17 protein-coding genes are annotated in these 14064 nt (G+C 65.7%); 4 read left to right on the top strand and 13 right to left on the bottom strand.

Annotated features, from left to right (window positions below; translation table 11 throughout):
* Window positions 1–81: 81 nt before the first annotated feature.
* Entirely contained in the window at window positions 82–849 is a 768-nt protein-coding gene (locus EV560_RS28880) for an SDR family NAD(P)-dependent oxidoreductase (protein WP_131859301.1), read from the bottom strand.
* Window positions 850–967: 118 nt separating this feature from the next.
* Here EV560_RS28880 and EV560_RS28875 point away from each other — a divergent pair, with 118 nt between their 5' ends.
* Window positions 968–1483, top strand: coding sequence for a TetR/AcrR family transcriptional regulator (locus tag EV560_RS28875; protein ID WP_131859300.1), 516 nt, complete (start codon window positions 968–970; stop codon window positions 1481–1483).
* A gap of 80 nt (window positions 1484–1563) precedes the next feature.
* Here the strand turns inward: EV560_RS28875 and EV560_RS28870 are convergent, their stop codons facing one another.
* The 3 genes from EV560_RS28870 to EV560_RS28860 form a co-directional block, all read right to left on the bottom strand.
* Window positions 1564–2241 carry an HPP family protein gene (locus tag EV560_RS28870; RefSeq protein ID WP_131859299.1) on the bottom strand — a complete coding sequence of 226 codons (678 nt, stop codon included), beginning with the start codon at window positions 2239–2241 and terminating at the stop codon, window positions 1564–1566.
* Between the two features lie 181 nt (window positions 2242–2422).
* The gene (locus tag EV560_RS28865; RefSeq protein WP_131859298.1) at window positions 2423–3037 is read right to left on the bottom strand and encodes a cold-shock protein; all 615 of its coding nucleotides are present in this window, start codon (window positions 3035–3037) and stop codon (window positions 2423–2425) included.
* Window positions 3038–3173: 136 nt separating this feature from the next.
* A complete protein-coding gene (locus EV560_RS28860) occupies window positions 3174–3932 on the bottom strand; it encodes an SIR2 family NAD-dependent protein deacylase (protein ID WP_131859297.1) in 759 nt (252 codons plus the stop codon).
* A 100-nt stretch (window positions 3933–4032) separates the two neighbouring features.
* Here EV560_RS28860 and EV560_RS28855 point away from each other — a divergent pair, with 100 nt between their 5' ends.
* Window positions 4033–5217, top strand: a complete 1185-nt coding sequence (locus EV560_RS28855; protein WP_131859296.1) for an aminotransferase — start codon at window positions 4033–4035, stop codon at window positions 5215–5217.
* A gap of 4 nt (window positions 5218–5221) precedes the next feature.
* Here the strand turns inward: EV560_RS28855 and EV560_RS28850 are convergent, their stop codons facing one another.
* The 5 genes from EV560_RS28850 to EV560_RS28830 all read right to left on the bottom strand — a co-directional run bounded on the left by EV560_RS28850 (window position 5222) and on the right by EV560_RS28830 (window position 9837).
* The gene (locus EV560_RS28850) at window positions 5222–5614 is read right to left on the bottom strand and encodes a hypothetical protein (protein ID WP_131859295.1); all 393 of its coding nucleotides are present in this window, start codon (window positions 5612–5614) and stop codon (window positions 5222–5224) included.
* A 112-nt stretch (window positions 5615–5726) separates the two neighbouring features.
* Window positions 5727–7256, bottom strand: coding sequence for a UxaA family hydrolase (locus EV560_RS28845; protein ID WP_131859294.1), 1530 nt, complete (start codon window positions 7254–7256; stop codon window positions 5727–5729).
* A gap of 160 nt (window positions 7257–7416) precedes the next feature.
* On the bottom strand, window positions 7417–7944 hold the full coding sequence (locus tag EV560_RS28840; protein WP_248312249.1) for a gluconokinase: 528 nt from the start codon (window positions 7942–7944) through the stop codon (window positions 7417–7419).
* A gap of 18 nt (window positions 7945–7962) precedes the next feature.
* Complete coding sequence (gene gnd / locus EV560_RS28835; protein ID WP_131859293.1) at window positions 7963–8946, bottom strand: phosphogluconate dehydrogenase (NAD(+)-dependent, decarboxylating); 984 nt, start codon at window positions 8944–8946, stop codon at window positions 7963–7965.
* An 84-nt stretch (window positions 8947–9030) separates the two neighbouring features.
* A complete protein-coding gene (locus tag EV560_RS28830) occupies window positions 9031–9837 on the bottom strand; it encodes a helix-turn-helix domain-containing protein (protein WP_248312248.1) in 807 nt (268 codons plus the stop codon).
* Window positions 9838–9907: 70 nt separating this feature from the next.
* On the opposite strand from EV560_RS28830, the gene EV560_RS28825 reads away from it, so the two are divergent.
* Window positions 9908–10318 carry a DUF2000 domain-containing protein gene (locus EV560_RS28825; RefSeq protein WP_131859291.1) on the top strand — a complete coding sequence of 137 codons (411 nt, stop codon included), beginning with the start codon at window positions 9908–9910 and terminating at the stop codon, window positions 10316–10318.
* Window positions 10319–10326: 8 nt separating this feature from the next.
* Here EV560_RS28825 and EV560_RS28820 read toward each other — a convergent pair whose 3' ends face one another.
* Together EV560_RS28820 and EV560_RS28815 are read right to left on the bottom strand one after the other, a co-directional pair.
* Window positions 10327–10632: a hypothetical protein gene (locus tag EV560_RS28820; protein WP_131859290.1), complete on the bottom strand. Its 306-nt coding sequence runs from the start codon at window positions 10630–10632 to the stop codon at window positions 10327–10329.
* Between the two features lie 6 nt (window positions 10633–10638).
* Window positions 10639–11649, bottom strand: coding sequence for a 1-aminocyclopropane-1-carboxylate deaminase (locus tag EV560_RS28815; RefSeq protein WP_131859289.1), 1011 nt, complete (start codon window positions 11647–11649; stop codon window positions 10639–10641).
* Window positions 11650–11807: 158 nt separating this feature from the next.
* Here EV560_RS28815 and EV560_RS28810 point away from each other — a divergent pair, with 158 nt between their 5' ends.
* A complete protein-coding gene (locus tag EV560_RS28810; protein ID WP_131859288.1) occupies window positions 11808–12272 on the top strand; it encodes an Lrp/AsnC family transcriptional regulator in 465 nt (154 codons plus the stop codon).
* 158 nt (window positions 12273–12430) lie between these two features.
* On the opposite strand, the gene urtE is transcribed toward EV560_RS28810, so the two are convergent.
* Window positions 12431–13126: an urea ABC transporter ATP-binding subunit UrtE gene (gene urtE, locus EV560_RS28805; RefSeq protein WP_131859287.1), complete on the bottom strand. Its 696-nt coding sequence runs from the start codon at window positions 13124–13126 to the stop codon at window positions 12431–12433.
* A gap of 166 nt (window positions 13127–13292) precedes the next feature.
* Entirely contained in the window at window positions 13293–14063 is a 771-nt protein-coding gene (gene urtD, locus EV560_RS28800) for an urea ABC transporter ATP-binding protein UrtD (protein ID WP_131859286.1), read from the bottom strand.
* Between the last annotated feature and the right edge of the window lies 1 nt (window position 14064).

Here is a 14064-nt window from a genome sequence, read left to right as displayed (position 1 = left end):
GAATGGCCGCCGCGGCGATAACTCGCTGCTGCGGCCATTTTCATGCGGCCCCCAGTCAAACGGGTCCGCGGTTACATCGTCTCACTGGCGCCCGGCCATCACCCCGCCATCGACTGGAAGCACCGTTCCGGTGATCCAGGAGGCCTGTTCCGAAGCGAGGAACAGGATCGCTTCTGCCACATCCGCAGGCTGGCCATTCCGTCCGAGCGGATGGAAGGCGTTGAAGCCGGGCAATGTCGCGCGGACCTGCTCTTCGGTCAGGAACGTGTTGTAGACAGGTGTCTCGACGACAGCCGGCGCAACCGCGTTGATGCGGATCTTGTACGGTGCCAGCTCGATGGCGAGGTTGCGCACCATCGCATGCACGCCGGCATTGGCGGCGGAATAGGCTGCGGACGGCGTCGCGCCGATGGCCTGGAGCGCCCACATGGAGCCGGTCTGGACGATCGCCCCGCCGCTGCCCTTCATCGCCCTGGCGGCAGCCTGCGCCGTGAAGAACTTACCCTTCAGGATCGTGTCGAGATACCAGTCGTAGTCGTGCTCATCGAGCTCGAGAAACGGCTTGGGATTGAAGACGCCGGCATTGTTGACGAGCACGTCGAGGCCGCCGAAGCGCTCGAGCGCGGCGCTGACGAGCGCTTCGCCCGTCGCCGGCCTGGAAATGTCGCCGGCCACGACGACCGTCTTTTCTCCGGACGGGTCGATCTCGCGCGCCGCCGCCGTCAGCTTGGCCTCGTTTCGGCCGTTGATGGCGACAAGGGCGCCTTCCGCCAGAAATCGTCTTGCGGTTTCCTTGCCGATGCCGGACCCGCCGCCCGTGATGGCAACCACCTTGCTTGCGAAACGCATATGAGCCTCCAGTTCAAATTTATCTATCTATCGATAGATAGACATTTGCGATGCAGTAGACGTTGCCGAGGGTCGGCGCAAGCTCTATCTATCGGAAGATAGACAACTGGAGAGCGAGATGTCGGACAGGGCCGAAGCCATCATGGACGCGGCAGAAGTGCGGATCCGCGATGGCGGCTATCACGGCTTCAGCTTCCGTGAGATCGCGGCCGATGTCGGGGTGAAGAGTTCCAGCGTCCACCATCACTTCCCAACCAAGGAAGCCTTGGCTACGGCCGTAGCCCGCCGCTATGTCGATCGCTTCGAGCAGGCGGTTGAGCGCGAGGAAGCCGGCGGCGCCGGCCGGGTCGACGCCTGGCGGCGTGTCTTTCGGCGAGCCCTGCTGGAAGATGGCCGCATGTGCCTGTGCGGCGCGCTCGGCGCAGGAGTCGTCGCCCTGCCCGCCGAAGTCGCAGCCGAGGCGCGCCGCTTCTTTGAGCGCGGTCTGGAGAACTTGACGCAGTCTCCCGCTGGCAAAGGCCTTTCGCCAGCAGCCGCGAAGCGAACGATGGCGACCCTCGAAGGAGCGATGCTGCTCGCCCGAACGCTCGGTGATCCCGCGACATTCGACCAGGCGACCGAGGCGTTGGCATAGACGGCAAGCGGAATCAGGGTGGAATCAGGCAGGCGCCGGAGGCCGTTCAACATGAGCACGAGCGACGGCTCGGCTTGAGCTCAGGAATTGCTCGCCTGCCGACGAGCCGCGCTCGCTTCGGCAAATTGCAGCAGACGGTCGAGATCTTCACGCGCGATATCGAAGGTCTCGCCCATCTGCTCGAGCGCGTCATCGATATCCCGCGAACTGAACGACCCGGCACTATATTGGGGAACGCTGCTGGCCTGGGCCGGCTGCGCCCTGTGCGGATAGGATCGGCGCGACAGGGCGTGGAACGCCACGCCGAGCGCGACCAGCGACAGCGAACTCACGCCGATCGGCACGATCGGGAAAAAGGCACCCCATTTTGCCACGGCCGGGCCGCCGACTGCGGCCGTCAGCGCGACCGCGCCACCGGGCGGATGGAGCGAGCGTGTCAGCGACATCACCGCGATCGCGAGAGCGACCGAACAGGCCGCCGCGATCGTTACATCGGGTATCGCCCAGGCGACGCAAAGGCCGACAAAAGCCGAAATGGTGTTCCCGCCAATGACTGGCCAGGGCTGCGCCAGCGGGCTCGCCGGAACCGCGAAGATCAGGACCGCCGAGGCCCCGATGGGCGCGACAACCAATGGCGAGTGGATCGGGAAGAGGAAGCCCATCGCAGCGGTCAGCGCCACGCCGGCAAATGCGCCGAGGCAGGCAATCGAGCGCTCCGAGATCGTCGCACCGGCGAGAATGGGATTGAAGAGTTTCACACGCCAGCCAGCGCTTCGTCAGGATGGCTGCTTCTATAGTAGGCATTCTGCACAAGACAACGGCAAATTTGAAAATCCACAGACAGAAGAAGTATTTTCTCCGCTGACTCCCTGCCAGCTGGGAAGCAGAACAAAAAAGGGCGCCCGACGGCGCCCTTTTTCTCTCTCAGATCGTCCCAGCTCAATGCGAGCTCGGCGGTCCGCCCTGTTCCAGCCTCACCTCGGCCGCCATCAGCCCCTTTGGCCCAGGCCCGTAGCGCACCAGCACCGTCTGGCCAGGAATCAGCTCGACGATGCCGTAGCGCCGCAATGTCTCCATATGGACGAAGATGTCCGGCGCGCCCTCGCCCTTCGAGACGAAGCCGAAGCCGCGCAGGCGGTTGAACCATTTCACCACCATGCGCTCGAGTCCGCTCGTCGGCGTCACCGAGACATTGGTGCGGGCCAGCGGCAGCTCGGCCGGATGGCGCGCCGCCGAGGTGTCGATCGACATGACCCGGATCGCCTGGCGGCCACGCGGTTTCTCGACCGCCTCGAGCACGATGCGCGCGCCCTCGGCAATGGCGTTGAAACCATCGCGCTTCAGGATCGTGACATGGACCAGGACATCGGCGCCGCCATTCTCCGGCACCACGAAGCCATAGCCCTTGCTGACATCGAACCATTTGACATAGCCGACAAGCTCGACGCCCGTCTCGGGCGCGAGCCCCTCGGGGCCGTCGAGGCGCACAATGCGGTTGAGGGATTGGATCGGACCGACCGGTGGTCGCCCACTCTCACCGAAATCGTCGGACATGTGCCGCTCATCTCCGCGCGAACTACTTGATTCGTGCTGAGAGAATACCATTGCTGTGAAGTCGGGATACAGCCGCCTCAGCATCATCCACATCAAGACGGGAAAAATGCACAGCTGATCTGGCAGCAACTCTGTCCTATTGGGCGAGAGGCGCCAACGCGGGGCCGATTTCGGCACGCACCACGAGATCGGCGATCTCGTCCAATTCCGTCGGCTCGCGGTTGATGATGACGAGCCTGGCGCCGTTGCGCTTGGCGATCACGGGAAAGGTCGCGGCGGGAAAGACCACGAGCGACGACCCGACCGCCAGGAAGAGATCGGCCTGGATGGTCAGCGCATGAGCCCGCTGCATCGCGACCTGCGGCATTGCCTGGCCGAAGGAGATCGTCGCCGATTTCACCAACCCGCCGCACATGATGCAGCTCGGCGGCTCACCGCTCGCCTCGAAAGCCGGACGGATCGCCGTGAGCTCGTGCCGCCAGCCACAGGTCAGGCAGGTCGCATAGGTGCCGTTGCCATGGAGCTCGACGATCTTTTCCGGTGGAATCCCGGAAGCCTGGTGCAGGTTGTCGATATTCTGGGTGATGACGCCGGGCGAGCGTCCGTCGCTTACGAGCCGCGCCAGCGCGCGATGGCCGCGATTGGGGCCGGCGCCGGCGAAGTGGTCGTCCATCGTGAACTTGCGCCGCCAGGCCTCGACCCGCGCCGCGTGGCTGGCGATGAAGGCCTCGTAGGGGATCGGTTTGTTGACCATCCAGGGCGATCCCGGCGAGCGAAAATCCGGCACGCCGGATTCGGTCGAGATGCCGGCCCCGGTGAAGCCGACGATCGCGCTGGCACAGTCGAGCATGGCATGAAGTTCGGCGACCGCGTCGTCATCGCTGTCGTGCTGCATCGGCCGGTCCGCTCTCCTTCCCCCGGGGCGAATATGAGGGAGAATGGAGCGTTCGTCCAAGCCGATTGACGCGAGGTGAGCCGCGCCGCAAAGCTGGCCAATGCTCCAGACCAACCGCCCCGCGCTGAATCCCGACCTCGTCGACACCGGCACCCCGCCGATCCCCGAAGCGCAGGGCTGGGCGCGCGCCTATGACGGAGGCAACGGTCCGCTGATCGACCTCTCGCAGGCTGTGCCCGGCTCACCGCCTCCCGCGGTCATGCTGCAGAAGCTCGCCGAGGCTTCCGCCAAACCGGAATTCACCCGCTATGGCTCGATCGTCGGCGATCTCACGCTGCGCGAGGCCTATGCCGCCGAGATCAGCGCGACCTACGGCGACCGCTTCACGCCGGGCGAGATCGCCATCACCTCCGGCTGCAACCAGGCCTATGTCGTCACGATGATGGCGCTCGCCCGCGCCGGCGAGAACGTGCTCCTGCCGACGCCCTGGTACTTCAATCACGAGATGACGCTGACCATGCTCGGCATCGAGCCCCGGCCGCTGCCTTGCGATCCGGCTGCCGGCTTCGTCCCGGACGCCGCGCAGGCCGAGAGCCTCATCGATGCGAAGACCCGCGCCATCGTGCTGGTGACGCCGAATAATCCGACAGGCGCGGTCTATCCGCCGGCAACCATCGCCGCTTTCGCCGAGCTTTGCGCGCGGCGCGGCCTCTGGCTGGTGCTGGACGAGACCTATCGCGATTTCCTGCCGGCCGGCGCTGCGAGACCGCATGAGGTCTTCGCGACAAGCAGCTGGCGTGATTCGGTGATCGGCCTTTACAGCTTCTCGAAGGCCTATGCCGTGCCCGGTTGGCGTCTGGGCGCGATCACAGCAGGCGAAGCCACCATCGCGCAGATCGGCAAGGTGCTCGACTGCGTCCAGATCAGCCCCGTCCGCGCCGGCCAGGCCGCGGTGGCCTGGGGCATTGACGGCATCCGCGACTGGCGTGAGGCCAATCGGGCTGAGATCAATGCCCGCGCCCAGGCATTCCGCGAGGCGATGGCGCCGCTCAATGGCTGGCAGGTGCTCGCGGCGGGGGCGTATTTCGCTTATGTCGCGCATCCTTTCGCCGACCTGCCGGCGGCCGAGGTCGTGCGGCGGCTGGTGCAGGAGCGCGGCGTGCTCGCCCTGCCCGGCCCCTATTTCGGCCCTGGCCAGGAGCGGCATTTGCGCGTCGCCATCGCCAATGTCGGCGCAGACCGGATCGGCGAATTGGGCGAAAGGCTGCGCGGCTTCGGGCCGTGACGGCTCAGCGCAGCAACGCGGCGTAGCGCTCGCGATAAGCGTAGACCAGCAGCGCGCCGGTCACGATCAGGATTCCCGCCACCGGCAGGCCGGGCGGATTGATGGTGAGGTGGAACAGCACGATCACCGTCATCACCGGCGCAATCAGGGCAAGGCCCAGTGCCGGCATCACGTTGAAGAGCAGGCTGATCCCGCCGACGAGATTGATGGTCTTGAGCAGCGGCCAGAAGAAGCCGGCATTCATCAGCGCCTGCTCGAATGCCTCGCCCCTCGCCGAAGTCGGCGGATGGATCAGCCGGTTGCCGGTCGCGATGAAATAGAAGCCGTCAATCGCAGATACGAGGAAGATCAGGCCGAGCAGCACGCGCGGAATCGTCACGAAGAGAATATTGGTCAAGGCAAGTCCCTAGCGTCCGACCATAAAAGCGCGGCTGTATCGCCGCGCTTCCGGGGTCCGTCAATCGATAGGGCCGTTTAGCCGCCGTTTCCCGCGGTCTCTGTGACCGCCATCACATCGTCGCGCCGATCTGCCAGGGCACGAACTCGGCATCGCCATAGCCGAGCTGCTCGGACTTGGAACGCTCGCCCGAGGCGACGCGCAGCAAGGTCTCGAAGATCTCCTTGCCCTTCTCCTCCAGCGTCACGCCGTCGAGGATGTCGCCGCAATTGATGTCCATGTCGTCGATCATGCGCTCATAGATCGGCGTGTTGGTGGCGAGCTTGACCGAGGGCGTCGGCTTGCAGCCATAGGCCGAGCCGCGGCCGGTGGTGAAGGCGAGGATGTTGGCGCCGCCGGCGACCTGGCCGGTCGCCGCGACCGGATCGTAACCGGGCGTGTCCATGTAGACGAAACCCTTCTCGCGCACCGGCTCGGCATAGTGATAGACGGCGGCCAGCGTCTTGGTGCCGCCCTTGGCGGCGGCGCCGAGCGACTTCTCCAGGATGGTGGTGAGACCGCCCGCCTTGTTGCCCGGCGAGGGGTTGTTGTTCATGCTCATCCGGGCGCGCTCGGTATAATCCTCCCACCACTTGATCACGCCGACGAGCTTCTCGCCGACTTCGCGGGTGGCGGCGCGACGGGTCAGCAGGTGCTCGGCGCCGTAGATCTCGGGCGTCTCGGAGAGGATCGCCGTGCCGCCATGCTCGACCAGGAGGTCGACGGCCGCGCCCAGCGCCGGGTTGGCGGTGATGCCGGAATAGCCGTCCGAGCCGCCGCATTGCAGCGCCAGCGACAGCTCAGAGGCCGGCACCGTCTCGCGCGTCGCCTTGTTGGCGATCGGCAGCATGGTCTTCAGCGCCTCGACGCCGGCCGCGACACTCTTCTTGGTGCCGCCGGTTTCCTGGATCGTCAGCGTGCGGAAGATATCGCTCTCCTCGACGCCATAGGCTTCCTTCATGCGCTTGATCTGGAAGCCTTCGCAGCCGAGGCCGACGACCAGCACCGCCGCCATGTTCGGGTTGCAGGCATAGCCCCAGGTCGTACGCTTCAGCACCTCGAAGCTCTCGCCATTATAGTCGATGCCGCAGCCGGTGCCGTGGGTCAGCGCGATGACGCCGTCGACATTGGGATAATCGGCGAGGATGCCGGAGCGCTTGATCTCCTCGACGATGAAGCGCGCGGCCGAAGCCGAGCAGTTCACCGAGGTCAGCACGCCCACATAGTTGCGCGTGCCGGCATTGCCGCTCTCGCGACGAAAGCCCTCGAAGGTCGCCTGCTGCTCGACCGGCAGCACGAATTCCGGCTTGGCCTCGGCGCAGAAGGCGTAATCGCGGTCGAAAGCGTGGAAGCCGGTATTGTGCTCGTGCACCCATTCGCCCGGCGGGATGTCAACCGTGGCAAAGCCGATGATCTGGCCGAACTTGCGGATCGGCTCGTCCTTGGCGATCGGCGCCAAGGCGATCTTGTGGCCGCGCGGGATGCGCTTCAGGGCTTCGACGCCGGCGGCAGTGACGCCCGGGTCGATCGGATCGACCGCGACCGCGACATTGTCGGCGGCGTTGAGCTTCAGGGTACGCGGCGGCAGAACCTTGTCGAGCATCGAGGGACCATCGGTTGAAAGGGTGGCGGCCACCATACCGCCATTACCTTACCAATGCGCCTTGCGCCTCGCTTTTTCAATTGGTTGAAAAGTAGAGCCGCTTTGCAGGGGGCGGATGGCGCGACAGCGCCACTGGATCCCGTGCTCTTCGCGCCAGGGCTCAGCCCAGATGCAGCCCTTGCAGCACCTCTTCGACCACCGCCTCCTTCGAGGCCGTGACGGAGACGACCAGCGGCTCCTCGTCCGGCCCCGGCTCCTCCAGCGTCGCGAACTGGCTGTCGAGCAGCGAGGGCGGCATGAAATGGTGCTGCCGCTGCGCCATGCGCTGGCCGATCAGCTCGCGCGAGCCCTTGAGATAGACCAGTGCGACATCCGGCCGGTCGCCGACGATGACGCGGCGATAGGCCTTTTTCAGCGCCGAGCAGGTCACGACGCCATGCTTGCCGGCGGCGCGCAACTCGTCGATCCAGGCCGCGATCGCCGCGAGCCAGGGCTTGCGATCCTCGTCGGTCAGCGGAATGCCGCTCGACATCTTCGCGACATTCTCCGGCGGATGGAAGGAATCCGCGTCGCGGAACGGCCAGCCGAGCCTTTCGCTGAGCCGCTCGCCGAGCGATGTCTTGCCCGAGCTCGCCACCCCCATGACGACGATGACGGACGGGCCGCCGGTCTTCGAAAAATCTTTCATTCTGAACCGGTTTTCTGATCAGGACTTCTTGGGCTCGACATGGCCGCCGAAGCCGGCGCGCATGGCGGACAGGATCTTCTCGGCGAAGGTATGGTCCTTGCGCGAGCGGAAGCGGGTGTAGAGCGAGGAGGTCAGCACCTCGGCCGGCGTCGCGGTCTCGACCGCGGCCTCGACGGTCCAGCGCCCCTCGCCCGAATCCGAGACATTGCCGGCATAGGCGGCAAGGTCCTCGTCGGCGGCGAGCGCCTCGGCGGTGAGGTCGAGCAGCCAGGACGTGACCACCGAGCCGCGCCGCCAGACCTCGGAGATCTCGGCAACGTCGAAATCGAACTGGTAATCCGCCGGCAGACCTTCTTTCGCCGAGGCGTTGCGCAGCAGGTCGAACCCCTCCGCGAAAGCCTGCATCATGCCGTATTCGATGCCGTTATGGACCATCTTGACGAAATGGCCGGAGCCGACCGGCCCGCAATGCAGATAGCCCTCCTCCGAGCGCGGATTGCGGCCCTCGCGATGCTTCGTCGCGGGAATGTCGCCCCGGCCCGGTGCCAGCGCCTTGAAGATCGGCTCCAACCGGTCGAAAGCCTCCTTGGCGCCGCCGATCATCAGGCAATAGCCGCGCTCGAGCCCGTGCACGCCGCCGGAGGTGCCGACATCGAGATAGTGCAGGCCCTTCTCCGCGAGCTCCTTGCCGCGCCGGACATCGTCCTTCCAGAAGGCGTTGCCGCCATCGATCAGCGTGTCGCCCGGCAGCACCAGTCCGGCGAGGTCCTTCAGCGTGGTCTCGGTGATCTCGCCGGCCGGCAGCATCACCCAGATCGCGCGCGGCGCCTTCAGCTTCGCGACGAGATCGGGGAGATCGGCCGCGGTGATGGCGCCCTCGCCCGCCAATGCGGCGCCGGGTTTCGGATCGCGGTCATAGACGACGCATTCGTGCCCGGCCTTCATCAGGCGACGAGCGATATTGGCTCCCATCCGGCCGAGGCCGATGATTCCCAGCTGCATGGCGCATACTCCTGCCGACGAACCTGATCCGGCTTCGGAGATGCTTCATGCATGGCGGCGCAGGATGGAGCAAGCCGGCTTGCGTCATGGCCGGGCGCGGCTTGCGGCCTGCAAGGCACGCCAGCGCCCGGGCGTGACACCGTAGGCACGGCGGAATTGCCGCGTGAAATGGCTCTGGTCGGCAAAGCCGCAATCGATGGCTGCCTCTGCCAGCGGCACGTCCTGCAGCAGCAATTGCCGCGCCCGCTGCAGCCGCCGCATCACGAGATAGTTATAGGGGCTGGTGCCGTAGGCGGCGCGGAACTGCCGCGCGAGAGCGAAGCGGTCAAGGCCGGTGACGGCTTCCAGCTCGCCGGAATCGACGATCGTCTCGACATGCGCATCGAGATGCCGGCGGGCACGGTCCACCGCCGCGAGGTCGATCAGCCTCCCGGCCTGCCCCGCTGCCGAAGGGTCGAGCGCGAGCAACGCATCGGCCAGGGGCAGCAGCAGGTCCTCGGCCGCGAATGCATCAAGCGGCGCATCGAGATCACGAATCGCATGCGCCACCGCCCCGACGAGCCGCGGATCCTGCGAGACCGCGGTGGAGATAAAGGGCAGCGCCCGGCCGCGCCCACCCATCGCGGCGCGGACCAGCCGTGGCTCCACATAGAGCATGCGATAGCCGAAGCCTTCGGGAATGCCGGAGCGGCCGTTATGAACCTCGTCCGGATGCAGCACGATCGCGTGGCCGCTGAGGCTGTCGCGCCTCTGCCCGCGATAGTCGAAGCTCTGCACGCCCGACAGCGTCAGGCCGAAGGCATAGGTGTCGTGCCGGTGCGGATCATAGGCATAGCCCTGGAAGAAGGCTTCCATCCGCTCGATGCCGTCGCAGCCCGAGCCCATGCGCATCCAGTCGCCCTGCGACGGTCCGCACGATCGTTCAAGACGCGCCTTTCCGGCTTCGGCTAGCACTGAATCCATGCGTTACGATACCAAGATCGCCATCGTGGTGCGCGAGAATCTCGCGACCTGGCAGAAACTCAATGTCGCGAGCTTCCTGGCGGGAGGCCTCGTCGGCGCCGCACCGGACATCGCCGGCGAAACCTATCGCGACGGATCGGGGCGTTACTACGGCCCGCTGATCCGTCAGCCGGTCCTCGTCTTCGCCGCCAGCGGTGAGCAACTCATGCAGGTGCTCGGCCGCGCCCAGGGGCGCGGCGTGCGTGCCCATCTCTATACCAGCGAGCTATTCGCCACCGGCAACGACGTCGACAACCGCGCCGCCGTCGCCGCCGTGCCGACCGAGGCGCTCGATCTGGTTGGCCTGGGTCTCCATGCCGAGCGCAAGGAGATCGACAAGATCGTCAAGGGCTTGGCCCTGCACGGCTGAGCGTCGCCTCACGGGAACATCAGCGGCAACGGCTCGAGCGACCAGATCGGCTCGATCCGCATCAGCCGCGTCCGCACCGCCATCGGAAAGCCGGGATCGCTGCGCCAGCCCCGCAATGCCGCCCGCGCCCTATCCATCCGCGTGAACGCGAAGGTCACGACCTCGGACGCGGCATCGCCGTGCCCAGTGGGCTCGACCGCGACGAAGCCGAGCCTGCCCTCGCCCCTGAGCGCATGGACCGAGAACCGGCCGAGGAGATCGGCGCGGAGCCCCGCCTCCCGGCTGTCGAACTCGCACAGGATGACCGCCTCCATGACGCGTCAGCCATTGCGGAAGGTGTAGCTGTAGCCGTTGATCGCCGGCACGCCGCCGAGATGGGCGTAGAGCACTTTCGAGCCGGCCGGGAAGAAGCCCTTCTTCACGAGGTCGATCATGCCCTGCATGGATTTCCCCTCGTAGACAGGGTCGGTCATCATGCCTTCGAGCCGGGCCGAGAGCCTGATCGCTTGAAGTGTCTCCTGCGAGGGCACGCCATAGACCGGGTAGGCATAGTCCTCGTTGAGGACGATATCCTCACCCGTAATGTCCTTGCCGCCGACGAGCGCCGACGTCTTCTGCGCGATGTCGAGCACCTGTGCCTTGGTCTGGGCCGGCGTCGCCGAGGCGTCGATGCCGATGACCTTGCGCTGGCGACCGTCCTGGGCGAAGCCGACGACCATGCCGGCATGGGTCGAGCCCGTCACCGTGCAGACGACGATATAATCGAACCTGAAGCCGAGCTCGGCCTCCTGCGCCCTCACCTCCTCGGCGAAGCCGACATAGCCGAGCCCGCCATATTTGTGCACGGAGGCGCCGGCCGGGATCGCATAGGGCTTGCCGCCCTTCGCCTTCACATCGGCGAGCGCGTTTTCCCAGCTCGCCCGAATGCCGATGTCGAAGCCCTCGTCGACGAGTTGCACGTCTGCGCCCATCACCCGCGACAGCAGGATGTTGCCGACCCGGTCATAGACCGCATCCTCGTGCGGCACCCAGCTCTCCTGCACGAGCCGGCACTTCATGCCGATCTTGGCCGCCGTCGCTGCGACCATGCGGGTATGGTTCGACTGCACGCCGCCGATCGAGACGAGCGTGTCCGCCCCGCTCTCAATCGCATCGGGGACGATATATTCGAGCTTGCGCAGCTTGTTGCCGCCGAAGGCGAGGCCGGAATTGCAATCCTCGCGCTTGGCGAAGAGCTCGACCATCCCGCCGAGATGGGCCGAAAGCCGCGACAATTTCTCGATCGGCGTCGGACCGAAGGTCAATGGATAGCGCTTGAACTTGCTGAGCATGGTGCCCGTTTCCCCTGTGAAATGACAGGGAAACGCTAGCAAATCGGCAGTGAGAGGTGCTTTCGAAATGAGGGGCCAATTTCTCCCTATCTTCCAGTACGGCGCACCAACAGTTATTCCTGGAGCAATCCATGGCCGCAAAAATGGAAGAATCTTTCATGCAGGAGAATCTCGACCGCACCGACCTCAAGATCCTGCGCTTGCTGCAGGCCGATGGCCGTCTCGGCAACGCGGAGATCGCCAAGCGCGTGAATACAAGCGCGGCGACCTGCCATCGCCGGACTCAGCGCCTGTTCGCCGAGGGTTACCTCACCGGCGTGCGGGCACTGGTCGCGCCGCAGCGGGTCGAGAAGGGCACGCTCGCCATCGTCGGCGTCGTGCTCGATCGCTCGACACCGGAGAGCTTCGGGGCCTTCGAGGACGCGGTTAAGGCGCTGCCGGTCGTGCTCGATTGCCATGTCGTCGCCGGCGACTTCGACTATTTCCTCAAGATCCGCGTGCGCGATCTCGCCGACTTCAACAAGCTCCATGCCGAGAAGCTGCTGAGACTGCCCGGCGTACGCCAGACCCGTACCTTCTTCGTGATGAAGGAGGTCATCGACAACGCGCCGCTGGATTTTTGACGGGCGGCCGTCGTGCTCGGGCGCAGCGTAGCGCAGACCCGGAATCTCGCACTGGATGAGCCTCCCCGGCCTCTCCGTCACGAGATGCGCGGGTCAGGCTCGAGCGCGACGCCCGAACGCGCAGGACGAAAAGCGATTCGAGCGCAACGCCCTACGGATCAGACCTGAATCAATCTCTGAACCTGGGCCCCGTCCAGCTCGGCCATCGGCCCGGACAGCACGACCTCGCCGCGATCCATCACGAACATCGTGTCGGCGAGCTCGCGGGCGAAGTCGAAATATTGCTCGACCAGTACGATCGCCATGTCGCCGCGCTGGCGCAGATAGTCGATGGCGCGGCCGATATCCTTGATGATCGAGGGCTGGATGCCCTCGGTCGGCTCGTCGAGAACCAGCAATTTGGGTCGGGTGACCAGCGCTCGCGCAATAGCGAGTTGCTGTTGCTGGCCACCCGAGAGGTCTCCGCCGCGCCGGCCCAGCATGGATTTCAGCACGGGGAACAGGTTGAAGAGTTCGTCCTGGATGTAGCGCTCCTTGCGCGGCAGTGGCGCAAAGCCGGTCTCCAGGTTCTCCTTGACGGTCAGGAGCGGAAAGACCTCGCGGCCCTGCGGCACGAAGCCGATGCCGGCGCGCGCGCGGTCCTCGGTGCGCAGCGAGGAGATGTCCTCCCCCTCGAAACGGATCCGGCCACCGCTGATCGGCTGCTGGCCGACGATGGCGCGCATCAGCGTGGTCTTGCCGACGCCGTTGCGGCCCATGACGCAGGTCACCTTGCCGATCTCGGCGGTGATCGAGACGCGCCGGAGCGCCTGGGCGGCGCCGTAATGCAGGTCGATGGCTTCGACATTCAGCATGCGAGGAACCTTCCCGCCATCGGGGCGCTGCCCTTCCCGTCATGGCGAGGAGCGCCGGCGACGAAGCAATCAAGGGGCCGCAGGGCGAAGGCGGTCGAGACAATCCCCCTGGATTGCTTCGCCGCGCTCGCAATGACGGGGACGTGACCGACAAACATCATCGCCATCACCGCCCCAGATACACTTCGACCACGCGCTCATTGGCGCTGACCTGGTCGAGCGGGCCCTCGGCCAGCACCGAGCCCTCGTGCAGCACCGTGACCTTCACGCCGAGCTCGCGGATGAAGCCCATGTCGTGCTCGACCACGATGACCGAATGATCCCTGGCGATCTCCTTGAGCAGCACCGCGGTCTCGGCCGTCTCGCCATCGGTCATGCCCGCGGCGGGCTCGTCGACGAGAAGAAGCTTCGGATCCTGCGCCAGCAGCATGCCGATCTCGAGCCACTGCTTCTGGCCATGCGAGAGCGAACCGGCGAGCCGGTTGCGGGCATCTCCGAGCTTGATGATGCCGAGGATCTCGTCGATGCGCTTCTGCTGCGGCGTCTCGGTCTTCCAGAACAGCGTCTTCGCCACCGTGCGCTGCGATTTCAGCGCCAGCAGGATGTTGTCCTCGATCGTGTGGAAATCGAACACGGTCGGCTTCTGGAACTTGCGGCCAATGCCGAGATTGGCGATCGCCGCCTCGTCGAGCCGGGTCAGGTCGACCGAGCCGCCGAACATGACCACGCCCTCGTCCGGCTTGGTCTTGCCGGTGATGATATCCATCATCGTCGTCTTGCCGGCGCCGTTGGGGCCGATGATCGCGCGCATCTCGCCGGGCTCGATGGTCAGCGACAGGCCGCGAATGGCCTTGAACCCGTCGAATGAGACGCTGACGCCGTCGAGATAGAGCAGCGAGGAGGTCAACACGGGGCTCTGGTTGGCTGGCTGGCTCATG

Origin of the sequence: Allobosea sp. BK604 (genome assembly GCF_004341515.1) — a bacterium.
GTDB lineage: Bacteria > Pseudomonadota > Alphaproteobacteria > Rhizobiales > Beijerinckiaceae > Allobosea.
This window is presented reverse-complemented; position numbering and strand designations above follow the sequence as displayed.

What these genes read in the sequence shown, in the direction of transcription:
- EV560_RS28880 (WP_131859301.1), bottom strand. Translation starts at nt 849, where the DNA reads ATGCGTTTCGCAAGCAAGGTGGTTGCCATCACGGGCGGCGGGTCCGGC.
- EV560_RS28875 (WP_131859300.1), top strand. Translation starts at nt 968, where the DNA reads ATGTCGGACAGGGCCGAAGCCATCATGGACGCGGCAGAAGTGCGGATC.
- EV560_RS28865 (WP_131859298.1), bottom strand. Translation starts at nt 3,037, where the DNA reads ATGTCCGACGATTTCGGTGAGAGTGGGCGACCACCGGTCGGTCCGATC.
- EV560_RS28860 (WP_131859297.1), bottom strand. Translation starts at nt 3,932, where the DNA reads ATGCAGCACGACAGCGATGACGACGCGGTCGCCGAACTTCATGCCATG.
- EV560_RS28855 (WP_131859296.1), top strand. Translation starts at nt 4,033, where the DNA reads ATGCTCCAGACCAACCGCCCCGCGCTGAATCCCGACCTCGTCGACACC.
- EV560_RS28845 (WP_131859294.1), bottom strand. Translation starts at nt 7,256, where the DNA reads ATGCTCGACAAGGTTCTGCCGCCGCGTACCCTGAAGCTCAACGCCGCC.
- EV560_RS28840 (WP_248312249.1), bottom strand. Translation starts at nt 7,944, where the DNA reads ATGAAAGATTTTTCGAAGACCGGCGGCCCGTCCGTCATCGTCGTCATG.
- gnd (WP_131859293.1), bottom strand. Translation starts at nt 8,946, where the DNA reads ATGCAGCTGGGAATCATCGGCCTCGGCCGGATGGGAGCCAATATCGCT.
- EV560_RS28830 (WP_248312248.1), bottom strand. Translation starts at nt 9,837, where the DNA reads ATGCGCATGGGCTCGGGCTGCGACGGCATCGAGCGGATGGAAGCCTTC.
- EV560_RS28825 (WP_131859291.1), top strand. Translation starts at nt 9,908, where the DNA reads ATGCGTTACGATACCAAGATCGCCATCGTGGTGCGCGAGAATCTCGCG.
- EV560_RS28820 (WP_131859290.1), bottom strand. Translation starts at nt 10,632, where the DNA reads ATGGAGGCGGTCATCCTGTGCGAGTTCGACAGCCGGGAGGCGGGGCTC.
- EV560_RS28815 (WP_131859289.1), bottom strand. Translation starts at nt 11,649, where the DNA reads ATGCTCAGCAAGTTCAAGCGCTATCCATTGACCTTCGGTCCGACGCCG.
- EV560_RS28810 (WP_131859288.1), top strand. Translation starts at nt 11,808, where the DNA reads ATGCAGGAGAATCTCGACCGCACCGACCTCAAGATCCTGCGCTTGCTG.
- urtE (WP_131859287.1), bottom strand. Translation starts at nt 13,126, where the DNA reads ATGCTGAATGTCGAAGCCATCGACCTGCATTACGGCGCCGCCCAGGCG.
- urtD (WP_131859286.1), bottom strand. Translation starts at nt 14,063, where the DNA reads ATGAGCCAGCCAGCCAACCAGAGCCCCGTGTTGACCTCCTCGCTGCTC.